This window comes from Nonomuraea sp. NPDC050383 (genome assembly GCF_044459125.1).
In the GTDB taxonomy this organism is placed as follows: Bacteria; Actinomycetota; Actinomycetes; order Streptosporangiales; family Streptosporangiaceae; genus Nonomuraea.
In genome coordinates this window covers 649,207-672,881 of the sequence record NZ_JBITIP010000001.1, presented here as the reverse complement: position 1 = coordinate 672,881, position 23,675 = coordinate 649,207, and the positions used below count along the sequence as shown (strand labels likewise).

Below are 23,675 nucleotides of genomic sequence, written 5' to 3'. Positions count from 1 at the left end.
GAGTGGACATGAGGGTGGTCCTCGCCGGGGGCGGGACGGCCGGCCACATCGAGCCGGCGCTCGCCCTTGCCGACGCGCTGCGCCGTCTGGACCCGGCCGTCGGCATCACGTGCGTGGGCACCGAGCGGGGCCTGGAGACGCAGCTCGTCCCGGCCCGCGGCTACGACCTGGACCTCGTGCCGGCCGTTCCGCTGCCCAGGTCGCTCACCCCGCGCCTGCTCACGGTGCCCGGCCGGCTGGCGGGCGCCGTCAACGCCGTCGCCGCGGTCCTCGACCGCGTCTCGGCCGACATCCTCGTGGGGTTCGGCGGGTACGTCGCCACGCCCGCCTACCTGGCCGCCAAGCGGCGCGGCCTGCCGATCGTCGTCCACGAGGCCAACCCGCGCCCGGGCCTGGCCAACCGGCTCGGCGCGCGGCTCGCCGACCACGTCTTCAGCGGCTTCCCCGAGCCGGCCCTGGCCGGAGCCGCGTACATCGGCACCCCGCTGCGCCGCGAGATCGCCACCCTGGACCGGCTGTCCACGGGCGACAAGGCCCGCTCCTGGTTCGGCCTGGAGAACGACCGGCCCACGTTGCTCGTCTTCGGCGGCTCGCGGGGCGCGCGGTCGATCAACCAGGCGGCGCTGGCCGCGGCCCCCGCCCTGCGCGCGGCCGGCATCCAGGTGCTGCACGTGCTCGGCCCGGACAACGTCCCCGACCACGAGCCGCCGCCCGGCGACCCCCAGTACGTCCTGCTGCCGTACGTCGACCGCATGGACCTGGCCTACGCCGCGGCCGACCTCGCCCTGTGCCGGGGCGGGGCGCTCACCTGCGCCGAGCTGACCGCGGTGGGGCTGCCCGCGGCGTACGTGCCGCTGCCCCACGGCAACGGCGAGCAGCGGCTCAACGCCGAGCGCATCGTGGCGGGCGGCGGCGGGTTCGTGGTCGACGACGCGGACCTGTCCCCCCAGTGGATCGTCCACCACGTGCTGCCGATCCTGCGCGACCCCGAGCGGGTCGCCGTCATGTCCGAGGCGGCCTCCCGACTGGGGCGCAAGGACGCCGATATCATGCTCGCAAGGAAAGTCTTGGAGATAGCCGGATGAGTCTGGTCAAGCTGGTCGATCCCATCGCCGCCGAGGAGCTGGGCCGGGTGCACTTCATCGGCATCGGCGGCGCGGGGATGTCGGGCATCGCCCGCATCCTGATCAAGCGCGGCGTGCGCGTGTCCGGGAGCGACGCGCGCAGCAGCGACCTCGTGGGCGAGCTGCGCCGGCTGGGCGCCACCGTCCACATCGGGCACGCCGCCTCCCACATCAAGGACGTCGACACGGTCGTGGTCTCCACCGCGATCCGCGACTCCAACCCGGAGCTCGGCGAGGCGCTCAGGCAGGGGCTGCGCATCATCCCGCGGGCCGCCGCGCTCGCCTCCGTGATGGCCGGGCGCACCGCCGTCGCCGTCGCCGGCACCCACGGCAAGACCACCACCTCCTCGATGCTCACCGTGGCGCTGCAGAAGTGCGGCGCCGACCCGTCCTACTGCGTCGGCGGCCAGCTCGTCACCACCGGGCTCGGCGCGGACGAGGGCTCCGGCGGGGTGTTCGTCGCCGAGGCCGACGAGAGCGACGGCTCGTTCCTCATGCTGGCCCCCGACATCGCCGTGGTCACCAACGTCGAGGCCGACCACCTCGACAACTACGGCGACCCGCGCGCCGTCCACGACAGCTTCGCCCGCTTCGCCGAGCGGATCGGCTCGCTGCTCATCGCCTGCGCCGACGACCCCGGCGCGGCGGAGCTGGCCGAGACGGCGCGGGCGCGCGGCCTGCGCGTGCGCACGTACGGAGCGGCCGGCGACCTGCGCGTGACGGACGTGCGGCCCGACGGGTTCGGCACGAGGTTCACCATCGAGGGGCGCGGTGACGTCCGGCTGGCCGTCCCCGGCGCCCACAACGCGCTCAACGCCACCGCGGTGATCGCCGTGGCCGACGAGCTGGGCCTGCCCTTCGAGGAGATCAGGGACGGGCTCGCCGCCTTCGGCGGGGCCAAGCGGCGCTTCGAGTCCAAGGGCGAGGCGGGCGGCGTCGCCGTGTTCGACAGCTACGCCCACCACCCGACCGAGCTGGCCGCCGACCTGCGGGCCGCGCGTGACGTCGTGGCGTCCTACTCCGGTGACGGGCGGGTCGTCGCGATCTTCCAGCCGCACCTGTACTCGCGCACCCGGTTCTTCGCCGACGACTTCGGCACGGCGCTCGCGCTGGCCGACGAGGTGATCGTGCTCGACGTGTACGGCGCCCGCGAGGACCCGGAGCCCGGGGTGTCGGGGGCGATGGTCGCGGGCCGCGTGCCCCTGCCCGCCGAGCGGGTCGCGTACGCGCCGGACCGGTCCGCGGTGCCGTCGCTGGCGGCCTCCCGCGCCCGGCCGGGCGACATCGTGCTGACGATGGGGGCCGGCGACGTGACCGAGCTGGGCCCGCAGATCCTCGCGGAGCTGTCCGGCCGCTGACCCGCCCCTCATGCGCGGGGGAGGGACGGCTCCGGGCGCGCCTCGGGCGGTACGGGCGGGATGCGGCGTAAGTTCGGTCCCACGGCTGCTCCGGCCCGGAGATCGGCGATGCCGTCCTTTCGCCGGCGGCCGTGAAGCCGGGTGTCGTGAAACCGGCAGCTGTGAAGCCAGGTGTTGTGGAGCCGGGTTTCGCAGGCCGGGTGTCGTGGAGCCGGGTGTCGTAGGCCGGGTGTCGTGGAGCCGGGAGAGTGATGAGGGCGCGGACGGCGTTGCTGGTGCTGCTGACGGTCGGGGTGGTGGGCGTCGCGGCGTGGCTGGTGTTCTTCTCGCCCGTCCTGGGCGTCCGATCTGTGGAGATCGTGGGAAATCTCACAGTGCCCCAGGACCGGGTCAAGGAGAAGGCCGCCGTTCCCGCCCTGCATCCGCTGGCCACCGTCGACCTGGACGAGGTCGAGGCGCGCGTCCTGACCCTCCCGCAGCTCGCCACGGCCAAGGCCGACCGCGTCTGGCCGGGAACGCTGCGCATCCAGGTCACCGAGCGGCGGCCGGTCGCCTCCCTGCCCGTGGGCGGCCGGGCGGCGCTGATCGACGGGCACGGCGTGGTGATCGAGGTGCGGGATCTGGCGCCGGCCTGGCTGCCGGTGCTCAAGGTCGACCGGCCGGCCGCGGGCGACCCGGCGACGATGGCGGCGCTCAAGGTCGTACAGAACCTGCCCCGCTCCCTGTCGGGAAAGGTGCGGCAGGTCCGCGCCACCACGGCCGAGGGCGTGTCGCTGGAGCTGACCGACGGGCGCACGGTGTTCTGGGGCGGCGCCGAGCGCGGCGAGGAGAAGGCGCGCATCCTGGCGCGCGTGCTGGGCCGCAAGGCGGACCTCTACGACGTCAGCTCGCCGGACGTGGTGACGCTCAAGTGATCTTATCGCGGACATCCGGTAATGATCCTTACCGATCTTCCCCGCGAGGCGTTTCCGCCGTCCGATCAGGGCGTGCACGGGTGAGTCGCCGCGCCGGTACACGGCGGCGGCCCGGCCGTGAGAGCCTGTACGCGGGACATGCGGCGGAGGAGTGCCCCGACCTGGCGAGACCGCGGAGCGAATCGGACAGCCCGCGACACGCCGGACGTGATTGCGGCGCGGTTAGTTGACCCGCCCGGAGCGTACTCCTACTGTCCGTATCAATCCTCAGGTTGACATAAATCTAAATCTCAACTTGAGGTTGAGACTTACCCGAACTGAAGAACGCGGAGACATCCGCACCGAAATGGCAAGTAAACGAGCGGAAAGGCCCCTCGTCGTGGCAGCACCGCAGAACTACCTCGCGGTCATCAAGGTTGTCGGCATCGGCGGCGGCGGAGTCAACGCCGTCAACCGGATGATCGAAGAGGGACTCAAGGGCGTCGAGTTCATCGCGATAAACACCGACGCCCAGGCGCTGCTGATGAGTGACGCCGACGTCAAACTCGACGTGGGCCGCGAGCTCACGCGCGGACTTGGCGCCGGCGCCAACCCCGACGTGGGGCGCAAGGCGGCGGAAGACCACCGTGAGGAGATCGAGGAGGTCCTCAAGGGGGCCGACATGGTCTTCGTGACGGCGGGCGAGGGCGGCGGCACCGGCACGGGCGGCGCGCCCGTCGTGGCCAACATCGCCCGCTCGCTCGGCGCCCTCACCATCGGCGTCGTCACCCGGCCGTTCAGCTTCGAGGGCCGGCGCCGCGCCATGCAGGCCGAGGCCGGCATCGAGACGCTGCGCGACGAGGTCGACACCCTCATCGTGATCCCCAACGACCGGCTGCTGTCGATCTCCGACCGTCAGGTGAGCGTGCTCGACGCGTTCAAGGCGGCCGACCAGGTGCTGCTGTCCGGTGTCCAGGGCATCACCGACCTGATCACCACGCCCGGTCTGATCAACCTCGACTTCGCCGACGTCAAGTCGGTCATGTCCGGCGCCGGCTCGGCGCTCATGGGCATCGGCCACGCGCGCGGCGACGACCGCTCGGTCGCGGCGGCCGAGATGGCCGTCTCCAGCCCGCTGCTGGAGGCCAGCATCGACGGCGCCCACGGCGTGCTGCTGTCGATCGCGGGCGGGTCGGACCTCGGCCTGTTCGAGATCAACGAGGCGGCCCAGCTCGTGTCCACGGCCGCGGCGCCCGACGCCAACATCATCTTCGGCACGGTCATCGACGACGCCCTGGGCGACGAGGTGCGGGTCACCGTCATCGCCGCCGGCTTCGACGACGTGCCGCCGCCGGTGGAGAAGCTGCCGCGCCCGCAGAGCCGTCCCGCCCAGGCCGCCCCGCCGGTCTCCTCGCCGGTACGGCCCAGCGTCGCCCCGCCGACCGTGAAGGCCGAGCCCGCGCCGCGCGTGGAGCCGCGCACCGAGCCCCGCATGGAGCCCCGTATGGAGGCCCGTCCGGAGCCGAGGACCGACTTCCGGCCGGAGCCGCGCCCCGAGCTGAGGGCCGAGCCGCGGCCGGAGCTCAGGGCCGAGCCGGTGCGACCCGTGGAGAGCGTCCCCGAGCCCGCTCCCGACCCCGAGCCGGTCGTGGCCGAGGAGCCGCCGAGCCCCGTGTCGATCCCGCGCCCCACGCCCGAGCCGACCAACCCGCCCACTCCGATCAGCTCCCGCATGTCGGAGCCGGCCAAGCGCCGACCGGTCGTCTTCGAGGAGCAGGAGGAGGAGCTCGACGTCCCCGACTTCCTGAAGTGACCGTCGTGCCCTCGCCGCTCCGCTCCCGCTCCAGGGGTACGGCGGAGCGGCGCCGCTGTGTGCGGGGCGCCTCGGCGCCTCGGGGCGCACAGCGCCGCGCCGGCCGTGCAGGACGGTGATCGGCCCGGTCGGCGGGCCCGGACGGGCGCCCGGCATGATGGGATCCGGCGGAACGGGGTCCGGCGCCGCGGGGTGCGGCGAGAACGGGGTCCGGCGGGAATGGGGTCGGGCGGGAATGGGGTCCGGCGGGAAGCCGCGAAGGCGCCGTCACGGCGGCCCCTGTCGGCGGCACCCGGTTCTCGGGCGACGGCTGCCGGTGGAGGGTGTCGACGGCGGCCCTTGACGGCAGCTCTTGACGGTGGCTCTTGACAGTGGGCCGGTATGGCGGGCGGGTGTGGCGGCCGTGGGCCGGGGCCGCGGGAGCCGGGCGGCGTGACTGAGGCGGGACGAGCGGGGCAGTCCTCGGCAGGGCGGTCCTCAGGGGAGGGGCAGGCGCGATGAGGCGGGACGAGATCGCGGCCGGGTTGGCCGACGTGGAGCGGCGCATCACGGATGCGTGCCGGGCGGCCGGCCGCGACCGCGGCGAGGTGACGCTGATCGCCGTCACCAAGACGCGCCCCGCCGAGGACGTCCGGATCCTGGCCGGGCTGGGCGTGCGCGAGGTCGGCGAGAACCGCGACCAGGAGGCCGCGCCCAAGGCGCGCGAGCTGGCCGCCCTCGGGCTGACCTGGCACTTCGTCGGCCAGCTCCAGAGCAACAAGGTGCGCTCCGTCGCCGGCTACGCCGACGTGATCCACTCCGTCGACCGGATCCGCCTGGCCGCCGCCATCGACAAGGAGGCCGGGCGGCAGGGCCGGGAGATCGGCTGCCTCGTCCAGGTGTCCCTCGACGACGACCCGGCCAGGGGCGGCGCCGCCCCGGCCGACGTTCCGGCGCTGGCCGACCGGATCGCCGCGCTCGACCACGTCTGGCTCGGCGGCGTCATGGCCGTGGCGCCGCTGGGGGAGGACCCGGGCAAGGCGTTCGCGCGGCTGCGGGAGGTCGCGCTGGCCGTTCAGGAGCGCCACCCGCGCGCCACCATGATCTCGGCGGGCATGAGCGAGGATCTGAGCGAGGCCGTCGCGCACGGCGCGACACACGTGCGGATCGGTACGGCGTTGCTCGGCCGTCGCAAGCCCTTCGTCAGGTAATGTCCCCTCAAGTGGGCCTTCAGGCCCGCGCATCCAGTAGAGGTCGATCAGCGGTGAGCTTCAAGGGGGTACGGCTACCGCCTCGGGCGCTGCGACAGGCCCGAGCGAGTGCGACCATGAGCAGGAGGACGACGTAGCGATGGCCGGCGCGATGCGCAAGATGGCGGTCTACCTCGGTCTCGTGGAGGACGACCGTTACGAGAGGTACGACACCTACCCGGACGAGTACGCCTACGAGGACGAGGCCCCCCGCACCGGCGAGGAGCGGCCCGTGACGGTCCAGGACCGCGACGAGGAGACCGACCCCGGCGTCCCCGCGCCCCGGCCCGCCACGACCGTCCTGGAGCGCCGCACGACCGATCTGGCCCGCATCACCACGCTCCACCCCCGCACCTACAACGAGGCCCGGACCATCGGCGAGCACTTCCGCGACGGCACCCCGGTCATCATGAACCTGACCGAGATGGTTGACAGCGACGCCAAGCGGCTGGTCGATTTCGCGGCAGGTCTGGTCTTTGGCCTACACGGCAACATCGAACGTGTTACCAACAAGGTGTTCCTGTTGTCCCCAGCCAATGTCGAGGTGACCGCCGAGGACAAGGCCCGAATCGCGGAACGCGGGTTCTTCAACCAGAGTTAGAGTCTCTGTATGCCTATCGCACCCAACCGGGTCTCGCCGAGGCCGGAAGGGCACATCAGAAGGGGAGGCGCGGCCAGCCCGTGGGGATCGTAAGTCAGATCTTGGTCGTCGTCCTGTCGCTCTACCTGGTGCTGCTCATCGGCAGGATGATCTTCGAGACGGTTCAGGCCTTCGCCCGCCAGTGGCGCCCCTCCGGGGTCGTGCTGGTGCTGGCCGAAGCCACGTACACCGCAACAGACCCACCCCTCAAGTTCCTCCGCCGTTTCATTCCTCCGCTCCGGTTGGGTACGGTGGCCTTTGACCTAAGCTTCACAGTCCTCTTCATCGTCGTCCTGCTCCTGATCCAGATCGTTGGATGGATAGGCCGGTGACGGGGACTGCGGGGGCACCGGTCGAGATCCAACTCGTGTCCGCGCTGAAGTGATTCGGAATCCCCGTCCCTCCGGACAGACTCCAAGCGCGCCAAGGAGACCAAAAAGATGCCGCTGACGCCCGCTGACGTGCGGAACAAGCAGTTCAGTACCACCCGGTTGCGGCCGGGCTACGACGAAGAGGAGGTCGACGCCTTCCTCGACGAGGTCGAGGCTGAGCTTGACCGCCTGATCCAGGAGAACGAGGAGCTGCGCGCCAAACTGGGCGAGTGCCTGCGCGGGAAGGTGCCGGGCGGCATGAACATGCCCATGGCCTCCGCGCCGGTGCAGGAGCAGCCGAAGCCCGAGATGATGGCGCCCCCGCAGCCCGAGCCCATGCGGGCTCCGGAGCCGCAGCCTCAGCCCCAGCCCGTCCCCGTGGCCATGAGCATGCCTCCGGCCGAGGACAACATGGACACGGCGGCCCGCGTTCTCGCCCTGGCCCAGCAGACCGCCGACCAGGCGATCTCCGACGCCCGCCGCGAGGCCGACGAGACCGTCACCCGCGCCCGCCGCGAGGCCGACGAGATCCTCACCAAGGCCCGCCGCCAGGCCGAGCAGGTCATCGGCGACGCCCGCGCCCGCGCCGAGACGCTGGAGCGCGACGCGCAGGAGCGCCACCGCCAGGCCATGGGCTCCCTCGTCCAGACCCGTGACGAGCTGGAGCGCAAGGTCGAGGAGCTGCGCAGCTTCGAGCGCGAGTACCGCAGCCGCCTCAAGCTCTACCTGGAGAACCAGCTCGCCGAGCTCAACGTCTCCGCCGAGGGCAGCGGTGCCTTCCCGGTGATGTCGGGTGGCCCGTCGGCCGCGGCTCCGGCCATGTCCCACGCGGTGCCGCAGGGTGGCCAGCAGCCTCTCCCCGCTGGTCCGAGCCCGTTCGGCGGTGACGGCCCGCAGGGTGCCTTCCCCGGTGGCGACGGTCAGCACAACGACCGCCGGTAAAGTAACGGGTCAACCAGGCCCGTCACTTCGAAAGAGCCCTCTGTGATCCTTATCAGCGCTGGTTTGGTGCTCGCGGCGGTCGTCTTGCTGATCGCGGGCTTCGTACTGGCCAAGGTTTACCTGATCATGTGGTCCATCGTGGTCAGCGTGCTGTCCGCGCTGTTCCTGGTGATCGGGGCGTTCCTGCGGCGTCACGAGCTGTTTCCCAGTGGTGGGCGGGCCGCCGAGCCGGCCGTCCCTCCGGCGGGGCACGTGCCGCCCGGCATGCCGTACGGCCAGACCGGCCCGGTGGGAGCGCCGCAGACCAGTCCGATGGGAGCGTCGCCGTCCCCGCGTCCGCGGGTACCGCAGCAGACGGCGACCGTCCCCGCGGCCGCCCCGCGCCGCACACCGGCGATGGGGGTCTCCCCGGACGCCCTCGTCCTGGTGATCCCGGGACGCAAGCGCTACCACGTTCCGGGGTGCCGCCAGCTGGTCGGGCGAGATCACGAAGAGCTCACCTACGAGGAGGCGCGCGAGGAGGGCTTCACGCCCTGCACGACGTGCCTGCCCGACGCCGCCCTCGGCGGACGGCAGCTGCCGCCCGTCGCCGATCCCGAGCCCGCGGCATCCCCCTCTTTCCCGGCTTCGACCGGTCCCGCGGCTTCCAAGGCTCCCTCGGCTTCCAAGGCTCCCTCGGCTCCGGCCGGGGTCTCCACGGGCAGCCGTGCCGAGTCGGCCGGTCCCGACGAGCCCTCCGAGGCTTCCGAGCCGTCCGAGACCACGCGCATCCTGCGCCCACCGGCCCCCACCGGCACGGGCCGTCCCCCCGCCGCGCCGAAGCCCGCCTCCAAGGCTTCCACCCCCACCTCGGAGCCGTCGGCCAAGCCGGGCCCGGACCCCACGTCCCGCCCCGGCACCGACCGTGCCTCCCAGCCCTCCGGATCCAAGTCCGGCGCGGGGACGACCTCCAAGCCCGGCTCGGGCTCCTCCTCTTCCCCGCCCTACGCGTGGTTCGCCCGCCCCGAGTCCACGGACGAGGACATGGCCGACGGGGACACCGTTGACCGGGACACCACCGGCGGCGACACGAAGGGCGCGCCCGGCAAGGGATCGACCGGTAAGGACACGACCGGTAAGACCGTGGCCGGTAAGGACACGACCGGTAAGACGGTGACTGGTAAGGACACGACCGGTAAGACCGTGACCGGCAAGGACGCGACCGGCAAGGGCGCCGCCGAGCGGACGCCGGCCGCCGCTCCCGGAGCGGACTCCGGTGACGACCAGCAGACTTCACCCTCCATCGCCTTCACACCCGCCTCGCGCGGCCCCAAGGCGCCGCCCGCCAAGCCGGGTGCGGCCGGTTCCCGGCCCGCCGATCCGCGACCCGGGGATGCCCGTGCTCCCGAGCCCGTCCGTCCCGCCACGGGCGCCGAGGCCAAGGAGCCCACGCTTGAGCGCCCTGCAGGGGCGGACGGGCCTTCGCAGCGCGCGAAGGGTGCCGAGGCCGGGGACGACGAGCAGGGTCCGGAGACGAGGCCGCAGCGCGCCGTGTCCGCCACGGGTGAGCCGGTCGAGCGACCGGCCAGGAAGACCGGGTCGCGTGAGCGGGATGTCGTTCCCGAGCGTCCCGCGTCGGCGGCGGAGTCCTCGGCCAAGCCGAGCGGCCCCCTCCCGACCGGTGCCGAGCCGTCCCCGGCGAGCGGGGCCGACGCGGGCGACACGGTCGTGGTCACCCCTCCCGGTGCGGGGGACACGGTCGTGGTCACCCCTCCCGGTGCGGGGGACACGGTCGTGGTCACCCCTCCCGGTGCGGGAACGCGTTCGGGGGAGGGGGTCGCCCGCAAGGGCGCCACGTCCGGGGATCGTCCCGGCGAGGGCCCGTCCGGGGCCGCGGGCAAGACGTCCGGGTCATCGAGCAAGACGTCCGGGGCGTCCGCTGGGACGTCCGGGGCTACGGGCAAGACGTCCGGGGCGTCCGCTGGGACGTCCGGAGCCGCGGGCAAGACGTCCAGGGACACGGGCGGGGCGTCCGGCGCTTCCGCAGGGGCGGGTGCCGGCGACGGGAAGACCGGCGGCGAGAAGGCGGCCGGGCCGGGCGGCGGCTCCAAGCAGGGCAAGGCCGCTCCGGCCGCGTCAGGCGACGCCTCCGCCGAGGAGCCGGCCGCTGATCCCAAGGGTGCGGCCGGGAAGGGCTCGACCACGGTCAAGGTGATCGAGGGCACGAGCCGCTACCACGCCACCGCCTGCCCTCTGGTGCGCGCCGCGGGCGACAGCGGCGTCCGGACCATGACTCTCGCCGAGGCCGAGAAGGACGGCCTGACGAGCTGCTCGGTCTGCCGCCAGGACAGCGACGCCACCTCCTAGACCCGCCCGTCCTGGGCCCCTCGACTTCATGGGCGCGTATCTTTCGGCCTCGCCGCCGCTTCATCCCTCGTAGCCGTAAGAGGTCGGGGCCGCCCGGCCTCCGGCGCGCACCGCGCCCGCCGGAGGCCGCGACCGTGCTGCCGGTCAGCTCGGGTTGAGATCGTTCTTCCAGATCTCCCGCTCGTCGCGGCGCGGGTCGTGGACGATGACGTTGTTCGGCCTGTTGTCGCGGTAGAAGGTCATCACCGGGCGTTCGGTGGTGTTGTAGGGAGCCCACCGGCCGAGCTCGCCGGTCTTGACGAACTCGACCCAGCGTCCGTGCAGAGCGTCCGCGAGAGCCTGGGGCGGGTTGGGGCCGGTGAACTCCGCGCTGTGGGGGTTGTCGAGCGTGTCCCACGCGAAGGGGAGCGGCAGGCTGTGACAGGCGCCGAGCTTGACGCGGAGGTTGTTGGGAGTGGTGGGTGACCGCCAGCCGAACTCGAAGACATGGGTGGTGGCGGGCGCGTCGCTGCGGGCCTCGGCGATGCGGTAGGTGGGGATGCGGAACATGCGGTCGGTCAGCGTCGCGCAGGCGATGCCGGAGGGGGCGTTGCGGAGGTACGGCTCGACGTTGGTCTCGGCGTAACGGTCATAGAAGCCGGCCGGGGCGCCGTAGACCTCGGTCCTGGTCCTGAACGGCGCCGCGCCGGGCCAGCCCACCATGGCCGTGGGAACCACGAAGGTCCTGAACTCCTCGGTCGTGGTGCCGATCAGCAGCGGCACGTCAGCGCCCCGGCCGTCGGCGATGGCGTCGATCGGCAGTCGCGGGACCACCTCGCCGTCGATCACCGGCATGAACGACATGCCGCACGAGGCGATGGTGCTCGCCCCGTACAGCTCGGGGTCGGCGCTGGAGGTGACGTCGTCGCTCACCTGACCCTGCGCCGTCATCAGGGCGGCGATGCCCACCTCGGCGAGCGCCCGGGCGGTCGGCTGCACACCCAGCCGGGTGGCGACGGCGGCGGTGAGAAGGGCGGCGTCCTGGAGGGTCTGGCCGATGTGCGCCGTGCCGCTTTCGACGATGGCCTGATGGAACAGCTCCCGGCCGAGGGAGAGCAGGGTCAGCACGCTCATCGCGCCGGCGGACTCGCCTGCCACGGTGATGTTGCCCGGGTCGCCGCCGAAGCCGGCGATGTTGTCCCGCACCCACTCCAACGCGAAGATCTGGTCGAGCAGGCCGCGGTTGGCCGGGGCGGGAGCGTCCTCGATGTAGGCGAAGCCGTCCACTCCGAGGCGGTAGTTGATGGTGACGCAGACGACGCCGTCGCGGGCGAAGGTGGCGCCGTCGTAGGTCGTCACCGCGGAGGAGCCGGTGGTGAAGGCGCCGCCGTGGATCCACACCAGTACCGGCATGGCGGCGCCGGGGCCGGTGGCGCCGGTCCACACGTTGAGGTTGAGGTAACCGTCCCCAGGGACGACCGGGTTGTGGAACAGCTCGCCGAGCTTCCCCTTGAGCGGCGGCTGCGGCGGGGTCGGTCCGAACTCGTGAGCGAGCAGCGGCGCGTCCCACGGCCGAGGCGGCACGGGCGCGGCGAACCGGTTCGGCCCGACGGGAGCGGCGGCGTAGGGGATCCCGCGGAAGGACGCGATCCCGTTCTCGATCAGCCCCGATACCGGGCCGTAGGCGGTCGGGATCTCGACGGTGGTGGGCGACATGGCACTCCTCGGCCGGTACAGGGCGGCATACGCTCGTACAGGGCCGGCAGTCCCCCCGGAGCACCGTCCAGGCCACGAGCTGCGGCCGGACACCACACCATTACCCAGAGTGACGACTGTTCATCTCGGAGTGCCGGAACCGATGATCTGAAGACCTCACCCGAGGCCGGCACGCGGAGAGGCGGGACACCCCGGCAAGGATGTCCCGCCTCTCGCGTCGCCGGCTCAGGCGCGGGTCAGCTGGAACCTCAGGCCCAGGTCCGCGTCCTCGTGCACCGGCAGGCCGTCCTGTGCCCCCTCCGTGAGGGACGTGGCCAGCACCTCGTCCGCCACCAGCGAGCCGCCCGCCTCAAGGGCGGCCGTCAGGTCGGCGTTCGAGGACGTCCACCACAGCGTGATCCGGTCCGTGATCGACAGGCCCGACGCCTTGCGGGCCTCCTGCACCAGGCGGATGACCTCACGCACCAGCCCGGCCCGGCGCAGCTCGTCCGTGAGCTCCAGGTCGAGGGCGACCGTCTCACCCGTGCCGGTGTCGATGGCGCCCGTCTCGACCGCCCAGCCGGAGCGCGGCTGCTCGGTGACGATCACGTCGTCGGGGCCGAGCGTGACCTCGCCCAGCTCGCCCGCCTCCAGCGTGACCGTGCCGCCGCCCCGCAGCGTGCGGGCCAGCGACGCGGCGTCGGCGCCGCCGACCGCCGCGGCCACCACCTTGGTCTGCGAGCCGAACCGCTTGCCGAGCGCCCGGAAGTTCGGCTTCACCGTGTACGACACGAGGTCGGCGCTGAAGCCGGACATGTCCTCCAGGGCCTGGACGTTCAGCTCGTCGGCGATGAGGTCGCGCAGCTCGGCCGGAAGCGCCGGCCAGCCGTGCGCCCCGACCAGCGCCCGTCGCAGCGGCTGCCGCGTCTTGACGCCCGAGGACGCGCGGGCCGAGCGGCCCAGCTCCACCAGCCGGCGGACCAGCGCCATCTGCTCCGACAGCGCCGGGTCCAGCAAGTCCTCACGGGTGACCGGCCACGAGGCCAGGTGCACGGAGCTGGGCGCGTTCTCGCCGCGCAGCACGTCCCACAGGTAGTCGGTGACGAACGGGGCGATGGGCGCCATCAGCCGGGTGACCGTCTCCAGGCACTCGTACAGCGTCGCGAACGCCTCGTGCGACCCCTGCCAGAAGCGGCGGCGTGAGCGGCGTACGTACCAGTTGGACAGGTCGTCCAGGAAGTCGGCCAGGCGGCGGCCCGCCCGCTGCGTGTCGTACTCGTCCAGCGAGGCCGTCACGTCGGCGACCGTGCGGTGCAGCTCGGCCAGCGCCCACCGGTCGAGCAGCGGCCGCTCGGACACGGGCGGGGCCGAGGCCAGCATCGCGGGCGACCACGACTCGGCGTTGGCGTACAGGGTGAAGAACGAGGCGGTGTTCCAGTAGGTCAGCAGGACCTTCCGGACGATCTCCTCCAGCGCGTTGTGGCCGACGCGGCGCGCCGCCCACGGCGAGCCGGAGCAGGCCATGAACCAGCGCAGCGCGTCGGCGCCGTGCTCGTCCATCAGCGGGATCGGCTCCAGCACGTTGCCGAGGTGCTTGCTCATCTTGCGGCCGTCCTCGGCCAGGATGAGGCCCAGACAGAGCACGTTCTCGTACGACGACTGGCCGAACACCAGCGTGCCGACGGCCATCAGCGAGTAGAACCAGCCGCGGGTCTGGTCGGTCGCCTCGCAGATGAACTGCGCGGGGTAGACGCCCTCCGGCTTGCCGCGGGCGCCCCACTGGGCGAACGGCATGGAGCCCGAGTCGTACCAGGCGTCGATGACGTCCGGAACGCGGCGCGCCTCCGCCCCGCAGTCGGGGCAGGGGAAGGTGACGTCGTCCACGTACGGGCGGTGCGGGTCGAGCGCGGAGACGTCGCGGCCGGCGAGCGTGCCGAGCTCCTCCATCGACCCGACGCACGTGATGTGCGTGTCGTCCTCGCCGCACACCCACAGCGGCAGCGGTGTGCCCCAGTAGCGCGAGCGCGACAGCGACCAGTCGACGTTGTTGCGCAGCCACTCCCCGAACCGGCCCCACTTGATCGTGTCGGGGAACCAGTTGGTCCTGGCGTTCTCCTCCAGCATCTGGTCCTTGACCGCGGTGGTGCGGATGTACCAGGACGGGAGCGCGTAGTAGAGCAGCGGCGTGTGGCAGCGCCAGCAGTGGGGGTAGCTGTGCTCGAAGTGGCCGCCGCGGAACAGCAGGCCACGGGCCCGCAGGTCCTCGGTCAGCTCCTCGTCGGCGTCCTTGAAGAAGCGCCCGCCGACCATCGGCACGTCGTCCAGGAAGCGCCCGTCGGGGCCGATCGGGTTGACCACCGGCATGTCGTAGCGCCTGATCACCGCCAGGTCGTCGGCGCCGAACGCCGGAGCCTGGTGGACCAGGCCGGTGCCGTCCTCGACCGTCACGTACTCGCCGGTCACCACGTAGTGGGCGCCCGGGATGTCGACCAGGTCGAACGGCCGGGAGTAGGTGGTGTGCTCCAGCTCGCGGCCGGTGAAGCGGGCCACCTCGGTGGCGCCGTCGCCCAGCACCGACAGCAGCGGCTCGGCCACCACCAGCACCTCGCCGTCGGCGGTGCGGGCGGCGACGTACGTCACGTCGGGGTGGACGGCGACCGCGGTGTTGGACACCAGCGTCCACGGCGTGGTGGTCCAGATGAGCAGCGAGGCGCCCAGCTCCGCCAGCCGCCCGGAGGTGGCGGGCATGCGGACGTAGACCGAGGGGCTGGAGACGTTCTCGTAGCCGCCCGGCTGGCCCAGCTCGTGGTCGGACAGGCCGGTGCCGCAGCGCGGGCAGTACGGCGTGATGCGGAAGTCGCGGAACAGCAGGCCCTTGTCGAAGACGACCTTGAGCGACCACCAGACCGACTCGATGTACGAGGGGTCCATGGTCCGGTAGGCGGTGGACAGGTCGATCCAGTAGCCCATCCGCTCGGTCATCTGCTCGAACGCGTCGACGTGCCGCAGCACGGACTCCCGGCACTTGGCGTTGAACTCGGCGATGCCGTACGCCTCGATGTCCTTCTTGCCGGTGAGGCCGAGCTCCTTCTCGATGCCGACCTCGACCGGCAGGCCGTGGCAGTCCCAGCCGGCCTTGCGGGGCACGCTGAAGCCCTGCATCGACTTGTAGCGGGGGAACAGGTCCTTGAAGACCCGGGCCTCGACGTGGTGGACGCCGGGCAGGCCGTTGGCGGTGGGCGGGCCCTCGTAGAAGACCCAGGCGGGGTTGCCGTCGTTCTGCTCGACGGAGCGCTCGAAGACCTTCCCGTCCCGCCACCGTTCGAGGACCTCGCGCTCGAGCGCGGGCAGGTCGACCTGCGCGGGAAGAGAGCGGAAACTAGGGGAAGACATCTGGGGCGCGCCTCCACGCGGTCACTGTCGGACAGGATGCGTGAAGGGACGAAGCCGTGCGGCTCCGCGGTACCACCCTTCTTGGCCTCGGCGAGCGAGGCCCACTTCATTGGTCTGCTGCCGGGTCTAATGAGCTCCGGGGAGCCGTTCTTCCGGCGGCTCCGGGGTGATGTCCCTCACATTCCGGGCCCCATCGACGCCTTGCAGATTCACACCATAACGCAGAGTGGAGCCCTGGTCTTCCCGGTTTCCCTGGTGAGGTGCCTGTCTCCGGTACGGAAGTCGTAAACGGCGACAAAGTTGCGGGAATGGAGTGGCTGCGGGAGGAGTTGAAAGCGCGCGGCGGGATAGTACGGGAGAGGTAATCGGGACGGCGGGTCGTTTGCCGTTCTGTTATGGGGCACCTAAGCTGCCCGCACCATTCACCGGCCTTGATCAGCATGGAGGCACCCATGGCGGCAGTCACGCAGACCACCACTCCGTCGATGTGGTCGGACGAGGAGCTGGCCGAGGTACGCGGCACGCTGCAGCGCGAGATCGACGAGCTCAACGCGGACATCCGCCGCCACGAATCGGAGATCGCCTCCGGCGATGTGACCCAGGGAGCCGGTGACGACCAGGCGGACGCCGGCGCCAAGACGTACGAGCGGGAACGCGAGATCGCCCTTACCCTGAATGCGCGCGACCTGGTCGCGCAGAACGAACGTGCGATCGCCAGGATCGACGCAGGGACCTATGGAGTGTGCGAATCGTGCCACAAGCCGATCGGCAAGGAACGCCTGCAGGCGTTCCCGAGGGCGACGCTGTGCGTGGCCTGCAAGCAGAAGGAGGAGCGCCGGTAGCAGGACCGGCCGCGGCGCCGGCGGCGGCGAAGCGGCGCACCCGCCTCGTCGCGGTCCTCGTCGCGCTGGCCGCCGTCGTCTACGTGATCGACGTCATCACCAAGACGGTGGTGCTGCGGGCGCTGGAGGGCAAGGCGCCGCTCGTCGTCATCCCCGACGTGCTGCAGTTCAGGGTGATCTTCAATTCCGGTGCCGCGTTCAGTCTCGGCACCGGAATGACGATAGTCTTCACCTTCATCGCCGCGGCGGTCGTGGTCGCCATCATCCGCACCGCCCGTAAGCTGCTCAGCCTGCCGTGGGCGATCGCCCTGGGCCTGCTGCTGGGCGGGGCGTTCGGCAACCTGACCGACCGGCTGCTGCGCTACCCTTCGGGTTTCGGCAGGTCCACCCAGTTCCAGGGGCACGTGGTCGACTTCGTCGAGGTCCTGCCCGGCCACTTCCCGGTGATCGACTACTTCCCGGTGTTCAACGTCGCCGACTCCTCGATCGTGTGCGGCGGCATCCTGGCCGTGCTGCTGGCCTGGCGGGGTTACCAGATCGACGGATCGAGGGAGGGCAAGTGACCGAGCGGCGAAGCCTGCCCGTGCCCGACGGGCTGGAGGGCGAGCGCCTGGACGCCGCCCTGTCCCGGCTGTTCGGCTTCTCCCGCACCCGGGCGGCCGAGCTGATCGGCGCCGGCGAGGTGACGATCGACGGCCGCGAGCCCGCCAAGTCCGACCGCGTCCACGCGGGCGCCTGGCTGGAGGTCGTGCTGCCGCCTCCGGTCAGCACGCCCATGCCGGTCGCCGAGCCGGTGCCCGGCATGCGGATCGTCTACGAGGACGACGACATCGTCGTGGTCAACAAGCCGATCGGCGTGGCCGCGCACCCCACGGTCGGCTGGACCGGCCCCACGGTGATCGGCGGGCTGCTGGGCTCCGGCCACACCATCGCCACCAGCGGCGCCGCCGAGCGCCAGGGCATCGTGCACCGGCTCGACGCCAACACCACCGGCGCCATGGTCGTCGCCAAGAGCGAGCACGCCTACTCCCACCTCAAGCGCGCCTTCAAGGAGCGCACGGTCGACAAGCGCTACCACGCGCTGGTGCAGGGCCATCCCGACCCGTTCCGGGGCACGGTCGACGCCCCCATCGACCGGCATCCCTCGGGCGACGGCCGGTTCGCGGTGGTCGCGGGCGGCAAGCCGTCGGTCACCCACTACGACACGATCGAGGCGTTCCGGGCGGCGTCGCTGCTCGACATCAAGCTGGAGACGGGCCGCACCCACCAGATCCGGGTGCACATGTCCGCGCTGCGCCACCCGTGCGTGGGCGACCTGCTGTACGGGGCCGACCCGACGCTGGCCGCGCGGCTCGGGGTGGGGCGGCAGTGGCTGCACGCGGTGTCGCTCGGGTTCGAGCACCCGTCGAGCGGCGCGTGGACGTCGTTCCAGACGGACTATCCCGAGGACCTGCAGAAGGCCCTCGACCTCGTACGAGCGGAGTCCTGAGGCCCGCCGAGTCCTGAGGCCCGCGGAGCCCTGAGGCTCCCGGCGCCGGCCGTCAGGCCTTGCCGTGCTTGGCCTTCTTGACCTTCTTCGGCTTCTTGGTCCGGCCGGCGGAACGGCCGGTGCCGACGGGGTCCACCTGGCCCGGCGTGCGCGACGAGGGCTGCTCGTCCTCCTTCCTCGACTTGGCGGGGGTCGGCTTCTTGGTGGGCTTGGCCGTCGGCTTCGTCGAAGGCTTCGTGGTCGGCTTCTTGGTGGGCTTCGTGGTCGGCTTCCTCGTGGGCTCGCGTGTCGCCCTGCCGGTCGGCCCGGTCGTCGGGCGGTGTCGCGTGGGCTCGGCCGTCGGCCGGTGCGAGGCGGGGCCGTCGGTCGGAACCGTGCCCTGCCGGGGCCCGCTGTGGGTGGGCGGGTCCGACGGCGTTCTCGTGGCGGGGTGGCTGACCGGCTCCGAGGCGGGCTTGGACGGCATCGCCGAGGTGACCACGGCCGGGGCGGTCGTGGGCGTAAGGGCGTCGCCGGCCGGCCGGTTCGTCCACCAGGCGGCGCCGCCCGTGAGGACCGCCACGGCCGCGACCCCCGCGACGAGCGCCGACAGCGGTGGCCTGCGCCGCCGGACCGCCGGGTGGAACGCTGCGGACGACGGTCCGGCGGCCGGCCCGTCGGGCGGCCCTGCGAGTGGCTGTGAGGGGGTCACGGGAGTGGCGGCGGCGACCGGAACGGCCGGCGTGTCGCTCATGGACGAGGGGCCCGGGTCGCTCAGACCGCCCGCCGGGATGGCGACCGGGGCCGTCGGCTCCGGCACGTTGCCCGCGACGAACGCGTGCAGCCGCCACCGCGCCTCGTCCAGGCCCATCCGCTGCGCCGGGTCCTTGCGCAGCAGCCCGAGCAGCACCGGCCCGATCGCGCCCGCGCGGGCCAGCGGCGGCGGCTCGGAGTGCATCACGGCGCCCAGCGTGGCCAGCGCGTGCGCGCGCTGGAACGGCGACTGACCTTCGACGGCCAGGTACAGGGTGACGCCCAGCGACCACAGGTCCGACTCCGGCACGGCCTGGCCGCCCGCCGCCCGCTCCGGCGCCATGAAGGCGGGTGTGCCGACGAGGATGCCCGTCCTGGTGACGGGCGCCTCGTCCTCGGTGGTGGCGATGCCGAAGTCGGTCAGCACCGCCCGGCCGTCCTCGGCGAGCAGCACGTTGTCCGGTTTGACGTCGCGGTGCAGGACGCCGGCGGTGTGCGCGGCGCGCAGCGCCTCCAGCAGTTGCAGCCCGATGTCCGCGACCCTGGCCGGTGGCAGCGGGCCCTCCTCGCGGACCAGCTCGCCCAGCGTCCGCGACCGGACGAGCTGCATGACGATCCACGGGTGGCCGTTCTCCTCCAGCACGTCGTAGACGGCCGCCACGCCGGGGTGCGCGACGCGGCCCGCGGCCCGCGCCTCACGGAAGGTGCGCACGCTGAAGACGTCGCGCTCCGGCCCGTTGAGGTCGGGGGGCGGGTGGATCTCCTTCACGGCCACGTCGCGGCCGAGCACCTCGTCGTGGGCGTGCCAGACCGTGCCCATGCCGCCCTGGCCAATGGTCCTGAGCAGCCGGTATCGTCCACCGACCATCACCGCTGAATCGGACATGCGGGCCGACTACCCGATAAAGTCCCTCCCAAGCGCGCATCCCCGCCGATTAAAGAACAGGCCGGATAGGGCCGGTCAGCGCAGGGTGAAGGTCTTGGTGAAGGTGTCGAAGTAGTGGCGGTCGCGGGCCCAGCGGGAGTCGGGCGCCTCCCAGTACAGGGCGAACGGCCGGCCGGACGCCGTGCGGAAGCCGCGGTTGACGACGTGGACGACCGTCCCGCCACGCCGCCAGGTGAACTCCCAGTCGGCCGCCGGCCGCCCGAGGTAGGTGGTGGCGCCGATGCCGATCCGGTGGTAGCCGGGGAACTCGCCCCGGCCGAGGATCTCCCTCTCCAACCCCTGCCAGTGCCGTACGGGGCCGAGCCACGGCTGGTCCGGCACCGTCCACTCCACGATGAACGCGCCGGGGGAGCCGGGGCCGCGCACGGTCACGCTGTCGCGGGTGGGGTGCTTGGTGACCTTCCACCGGGCGGGGACGGCCATCGCGAACCCGCCCGCGGAGCTCCGGTACGGGACCCAGCCGGCCGGCGCCGCCGTGGCCGTCGCCGCGGGAGTGGCCGACGGCCCGCCGGTGGGCGGTTTCCTGGTGGCCGATGCCTGCGCCGTGGGGGAGTCGTCCGACGGTCCGGCGGGTGTCGCGGTGACGGGCGGGGTCGCCCCGCCGGTCGTGGCCGTGGCGGCGGAGGGTGTGCCGTTCCCCCCGGGGAAGCCCGTCATACGGGCCGCCAGCAGCGCCCCGCCGGCGGCCAGGACCGCGACGGCGACCAGCGCGGCGGGCACGGCGAGCCGCCGCCCCACGGACGGCCGGCTCCCCGTGACGGGCACGGGAACGGTGTGACCGGCATGCACGAGGCCTGGGTGTCCGGGGCCGGCCGGATGCCCGGAAGGGGCGGCGTGGCCGGTGGTGGAGGCGATTCCGCGCAGCAGGTGCGCGGCCTCGCCCGCCGGCATCCGCGCGGCCGGGTCGCGGCGCAGCAGCCCCATGATCACCGGTGTGAGCGCGCCCGCGCGGACGGGCGGCGCCGGCTCGTCGCGCAGGATCGCGGCCACCGTGGCGGCCCAGGAGTCGCGCCGGTACGCCGGGGCGCCCTCGGCGGCGGCGTACAGCGTCGCGCCCAGCGACCACAGGTCGGACTCGGGCCGCGCGGGCTCGCCGTTGAGCCGCTCGGGCGGCATGTACGCGGGCGTGCCCACGAGCCCGCCGGTGGCGGTCAGCCCCGGCTCCGCCTCCAGCGTGGCGATGCCGAAGTCGGTCAGCACCACCCGGCCGTCGTCGGCGAGCAGCACGTTCTCCGGCTTGACGTCGCGGTGCAGGACGCCGGTGGCGTGGGCGGCGCGCAGCGCGCCGAGCACCCGCTCGCCGATGAGCGCCACCTGCTCGACCGGGAGCGGCCCCCGCTCGCCGATCGCCTGCGCCAGCGACCGGGACGGGACGAGCTGCATCACGATCCACGGCCGCCCGTCCTCCTCGACGACGTCGTGGATCACCACCACCGACGGGTGGTCGAGGCGCCCCGCCGCCCGCGCCTCCCGGATGGTGCGGCGGTTGAGGTCGGCCCGCTGGGCGTCGCCGACACCGGTGTAGCGCACCTCCTTGACCGCCACCGTGCGGTCGAGGAGCCGGTCGTGGGCGCGCCAGACCACGCCCATGCCGCCCTCGCCGAGCGGCTCGATGAGGCGGTACCGCCCGCCGACCTCCCTGTCCACGCGACGCACCCTACTTGGCTGGCTTGAAGGTGGCGCAGAACCCCTCGAAGAAGTGGTAATCGGCCTTCCAGTGACTCTTCAGGGTGTGCCAGTAGATGGCGTAGGCGCGCCCGTTGTCGGTGACGAAGCCGCGGTTGCGGACCCGGGTCTTGCCCGTGTTGGTGTTCCAGGTGAAGTCCCAGTCGGCCGCGGCCTTCTGGAAGTCCACCTTCTTGATGTCGAGCTTCTCGTAGCCGCCGAAGTTGTTCTTGAGGACGGGCTCCTGCTTCTTCCAGTCCTTGTACGGGTCCGTGCCGGGCTTCTCCGCCTCCTCGATCATGAGGTACGCGTTGGAGGCGCCGCCCGGGCCCTTGAACTTGACCTGCCGGCCGGCGCGGTCCCACACGTCCCAGCCCTTGGGCAGCCCGACGGAGAAGCCCAGCTTCTTGTCCTTGTACATCTTCCAGCCCTCGGGCAGCGCGTCGGCCGGGTCGGACGCCTTGGGGGAGGGCGACGAGGTGGGTGTCGGCGAGGTCGTGGCGCTGGGCGTCTCGGACGGGGACGCCGACGGGGACCCCGAGGCCGGGGGCGCGGTGCTCGCCGGGGGCGTCGCCGGCGCGGAGCCCGTGCCGGGGTCGCCGCTCTTGGGGCCGGTGGCGGGTTCGCTCACCGAGGCGCTGGACCTGCCGTCCTCGCTGTCGTCGGGAACCGAGCTCAGGCCGAGGTAGCCGCCCACGCCCGCGACGAGGACGACGACGGCCGCGGCCGCGATGACGGGGCCGAGCCTGCGGCCGCCCTCCGCGCGCGACGACGAGATCGTGGGCTCCTCCGCCTGCTCCGGCTCGGAGCTCGCCGCGGTGATCCGGACACCCGTCTCCGGCAGGTCCGGCTCACGGCCTGGGCCGCCGGACCCCGCGCCACCCGAACCGGACGCCCGATCACGGGGCGCGGGCGTGGGCGGCGCCGCGGCAGGACCGTCCGGCACGGCCAGGTTCGGGTCGGTCGGCATGTCGTCCTCGACCGGAGCCTGCGGCTGGACCGGGGGGACCTGGCGCGAGAAACGGCCACCGGTGCGGCGCCGGGGCCGCGCGTCCGGATCGGCGTCGCGGCTGCCCGGCCCTGCCGGCGGCTGGACCGGCAGCTGCGCGGTCGCCGCGGGCATCCGCGCGGTCTGCGCCGGGGCGGCAGGCGGCTGCGGGACCGGGGGAGTGGAGACCTGGCGCAGCATCCGCGCCGTCTCCTCGTACGTGGGCCGCTGGACCGGCTCCTTGGCGAGCAGGCGGTCGATCACCTCGGCCAGCGGACCGGCGTGCGGAGCGGGGTCCGGCGGGTCGGTGAGGACGGCGTGCATGGTGGCCAGCGCCATGCCGCGCTCGTGCGGCGAGCGGCCCTCCACGGCCGTGTAGAGCGTCGCGCCGAGCGACCACAGGTCGGACTCGCGCCGCGCGGGCAGGCCCTTGAGCCGCTCGGGCGCGATGAACGCCGGGGTGCCGGCCAGGCCGGTCATCGTGAGCTGCGTCTCGGTCTCCAGCGTGGCGATGCCGAAGTCGGTCAGCACGACCCTGCCGTCGTCGGCGAGCAGCACGTTCTCCGGCTTGACGTCGCGGTGCAGCACGCCCGCCTCGTGGGCCCGGTGCAGTGCCTCCAGCACGGCCAGGCCGATCTCGGCGACCCGCCGGGGCTTCAGCGGCCCGTCCTGCTTGATCACCGCGCCGAGCGAGCGCGACTCGACGAGCTGCATGACGATCCAGGGACGGTCGTCCTCCTCGATCACGTCGTGAACGACGATCACGTTGGGGTGCTCGAACCTGGCAGCCGCCCTGGCCTCACGCATCGTGCGCCGGTTGAGGAGCTGCACCTCGTCGCCCAGAGCGGCGGCGTAGCGGACCTCCTTGACGGCGACCTCCCGGTCCAGGAGCTCGTCATACGCCCGCCACACGATCCCCATGCCGCCCTTGCCGATGGGTTCCTGCAACTGGTACCGGCCGGCGATGCGGCGTCCATCCCGTTTACGATCCGACATCAACGGCCTCAAACCCTCCCTCTAGGCCAAGAAATACTCCCATAGCCAGGGATCAACGGCGACTCGCCTGAAGGACAGTCCGTCATGTGAGAACGGGAGTCCAGCAGGTGGAGAGCGGGTGTAGGGTTCCGGACATGACTTGTCGCCACGCGTTTACCGAGCCGGCTCCGGGAGAGCCGGTCGTGAGCTAGCGACCACCTGGAGTCGGCACAGGCAGAGACGCCTCGTCTCTGC

General features: G+C 72.6%; 17 protein-coding genes. 12 read left to right on the top strand and 5 right to left on the bottom strand.

Annotation, left to right across the window (positions count from 1 at the left end):
• The first annotated feature begins 8 nt into the window (after positions 1-8).
• The 9 genes from murG to ACIBG4_RS02935 all read left to right on the top strand — a co-directional run bounded on the left by murG (position 9) and on the right by ACIBG4_RS02935 (position 10,716).
• Positions 9-1,085 carry an undecaprenyldiphospho-muramoylpentapeptide beta-N-acetylglucosaminyltransferase gene (murG, locus tag ACIBG4_RS02975; protein ID WP_397200411.1) on the top strand — a complete coding sequence of 359 codons (1,077 nt, stop codon included), beginning with the start codon at positions 9-11 and terminating at the stop codon, positions 1,083-1,085.
• Complete coding sequence (gene murC, locus ACIBG4_RS02970) at positions 1,082-2,482, top strand: UDP-N-acetylmuramate--L-alanine ligase (protein WP_355450446.1); 1,401 nt, start codon at positions 1,082-1,084, stop codon at positions 2,480-2,482. The genes murG and murC overlap by 4 nt, the downstream gene beginning before the upstream one ends.
• Before the next feature lie 251 nt (positions 2,483-2,733).
• Positions 2,734-3,396, top strand: coding sequence for a cell division protein FtsQ/DivIB (locus ACIBG4_RS02965; protein ID WP_397200410.1), 663 nt, complete (start codon positions 2,734-2,736; stop codon positions 3,394-3,396).
• Between the two features lie 379 nt (positions 3,397-3,775).
• Positions 3,776-5,188, top strand: coding sequence for a cell division protein FtsZ (gene ftsZ, locus ACIBG4_RS02960; protein ID WP_355450452.1), 1,413 nt, complete (start codon positions 3,776-3,778; stop codon positions 5,186-5,188).
• 497 nt (positions 5,189-5,685) lie between these two features.
• Entirely contained in the window at positions 5,686-6,378 is a 693-nt protein-coding gene (locus ACIBG4_RS02955) for a YggS family pyridoxal phosphate-dependent enzyme (RefSeq protein WP_397200409.1), read from the top strand.
• Between the two features lie 139 nt (positions 6,379-6,517).
• Complete coding sequence (locus ACIBG4_RS02950; protein ID WP_175588709.1) at positions 6,518-7,018, top strand: cell division protein SepF; 501 nt, start codon at positions 6,518-6,520, stop codon at positions 7,016-7,018.
• Positions 7,019-7,098: 80 nt separating this feature from the next.
• Entirely contained in the window at positions 7,099-7,389 is a 291-nt protein-coding gene (locus ACIBG4_RS02945) for a YggT family protein (RefSeq protein ID WP_310709317.1), read from the top strand.
• 108 nt (positions 7,390-7,497) lie between these two features.
• Positions 7,498-8,370, top strand: a complete 873-nt coding sequence (locus ACIBG4_RS02940; RefSeq protein WP_310709316.1) for a DivIVA domain-containing protein — start codon at positions 7,498-7,500, stop codon at positions 8,368-8,370.
• A gap of 42 nt (positions 8,371-8,412) precedes the next feature.
• Positions 8,413-10,716, top strand: a complete 2,304-nt coding sequence (locus ACIBG4_RS02935) for a hypothetical protein (protein WP_397200408.1) — start codon at positions 8,413-8,415, stop codon at positions 10,714-10,716.
• A gap of 144 nt (positions 10,717-10,860) precedes the next feature.
• Here the strand turns inward: ACIBG4_RS02935 and ACIBG4_RS02930 are convergent, their stop codons facing one another.
• Complete coding sequence (locus tag ACIBG4_RS02930) at positions 10,861-12,411, bottom strand: carboxylesterase/lipase family protein (RefSeq protein ID WP_397200407.1); 1,551 nt, start codon at positions 12,409-12,411, stop codon at positions 10,861-10,863.
• Positions 12,412-12,636: 225 nt separating this feature from the next.
• Positions 12,637-15,783: an isoleucine--tRNA ligase gene (gene ileS, locus ACIBG4_RS02925; RefSeq protein WP_397200406.1), complete on the bottom strand. Its 3,147-nt coding sequence runs from the start codon at positions 15,781-15,783 to the stop codon at positions 12,637-12,639.
• A gap of 452 nt (positions 15,784-16,235) precedes the next feature.
• Here ileS and ACIBG4_RS02920 point away from each other — a divergent pair, with 452 nt between their 5' ends.
• The 3 genes from ACIBG4_RS02920 to ACIBG4_RS02910 are packed head-to-tail and all read left to right on the top strand — an operon-like array spanning position 16,236 to position 18,114.
• Positions 16,236-16,625: a TraR/DksA C4-type zinc finger protein gene (locus tag ACIBG4_RS02920; RefSeq protein WP_175588704.1), complete on the top strand. Its 390-nt coding sequence runs from the start codon at positions 16,236-16,238 to the stop codon at positions 16,623-16,625.
• The gene (gene lspA, locus ACIBG4_RS02915) at positions 16,589-17,188 is read left to right on the top strand and encodes a signal peptidase II (RefSeq protein ID WP_397200405.1); all 600 of its coding nucleotides are present in this window, start codon (positions 16,589-16,591) and stop codon (positions 17,186-17,188) included. The genes ACIBG4_RS02920 and lspA overlap by 37 nt, the downstream gene beginning before the upstream one ends.
• Entirely contained in the window at positions 17,185-18,114 is a 930-nt protein-coding gene (locus tag ACIBG4_RS02910; protein WP_355450472.1) for an RluA family pseudouridine synthase, read from the top strand. The genes lspA and ACIBG4_RS02910 overlap by 4 nt, the downstream gene beginning before the upstream one ends.
• A gap of 52 nt (positions 18,115-18,166) precedes the next feature.
• On the opposite strand, the gene ACIBG4_RS02905 is transcribed toward ACIBG4_RS02910, so the two are convergent.
• The 3 genes from ACIBG4_RS02905 to ACIBG4_RS02895 form a co-directional block, all read right to left on the bottom strand.
• On the bottom strand, positions 18,167-19,732 hold the full coding sequence (locus ACIBG4_RS02905; protein WP_397200404.1) for a protein kinase: 1,566 nt from the start codon (positions 19,730-19,732) through the stop codon (positions 18,167-18,169).
• Positions 19,733-19,807: 75 nt separating this feature from the next.
• Positions 19,808-21,439 (bottom strand): serine/threonine-protein kinase, encoded by a 1,632-nt coding sequence (locus ACIBG4_RS02900; protein ID WP_397200403.1) that lies wholly within the window; start codon positions 21,437-21,439, stop codon positions 19,808-19,810.
• 10 nt (positions 21,440-21,449) lie between these two features.
• The gene (locus ACIBG4_RS02895; RefSeq protein ID WP_397200402.1) at positions 21,450-23,441 is read right to left on the bottom strand and encodes a serine/threonine-protein kinase; all 1,992 of its coding nucleotides are present in this window, start codon (positions 23,439-23,441) and stop codon (positions 21,450-21,452) included.
• Positions 23,442-23,675 lie beyond the last annotated feature (234 nt).

What these genes read in the sequence shown, in the direction of transcription:
- murG (WP_397200411.1), top strand. Translation starts at nt 9, where the DNA reads ATGAGGGTGGTCCTCGCCGGGGGCGGGACGGCCGGCCACATCGAGCCG.
- ileS (WP_397200406.1), bottom strand. Translation starts at nt 15,783, where the DNA reads ATGTCTTCCCCTAGTTTCCGCTCTCTTCCCGCGCAGGTCGACCTGCCC.
- ACIBG4_RS02965 (WP_397200410.1), top strand. Translation starts at nt 2,734, where the DNA reads ATGAGGGCGCGGACGGCGTTGCTGGTGCTGCTGACGGTCGGGGTGGTG.
- murC (WP_355450446.1), top strand. Translation starts at nt 1,082, where the DNA reads ATGAGTCTGGTCAAGCTGGTCGATCCCATCGCCGCCGAGGAGCTGGGC.
- ACIBG4_RS02905 (WP_397200404.1), bottom strand. Translation starts at nt 19,732, where the DNA reads ATGTCCGATTCAGCGGTGATGGTCGGTGGACGATACCGGCTGCTCAGG.
- ACIBG4_RS02955 (WP_397200409.1), top strand. Translation starts at nt 5,686, where the DNA reads ATGAGGCGGGACGAGATCGCGGCCGGGTTGGCCGACGTGGAGCGGCGC.
- ACIBG4_RS02930 (WP_397200407.1), bottom strand. Translation starts at nt 12,411, where the DNA reads ATGTCGCCCACCACCGTCGAGATCCCGACCGCCTACGGCCCGGTATCG.
- ACIBG4_RS02950 (WP_175588709.1), top strand. Translation starts at nt 6,518, where the DNA reads ATGGCCGGCGCGATGCGCAAGATGGCGGTCTACCTCGGTCTCGTGGAG.
- ACIBG4_RS02920 (WP_175588704.1), top strand. Translation starts at nt 16,236, where the DNA reads ATGGCGGCAGTCACGCAGACCACCACTCCGTCGATGTGGTCGGACGAG.
- ACIBG4_RS02895 (WP_397200402.1), bottom strand. Translation starts at nt 23,441, where the DNA reads ATGTCGGATCGTAAACGGGATGGACGCCGCATCGCCGGCCGGTACCAG.
- ACIBG4_RS02940 (WP_310709316.1), top strand. Translation starts at nt 7,498, where the DNA reads ATGCCGCTGACGCCCGCTGACGTGCGGAACAAGCAGTTCAGTACCACC.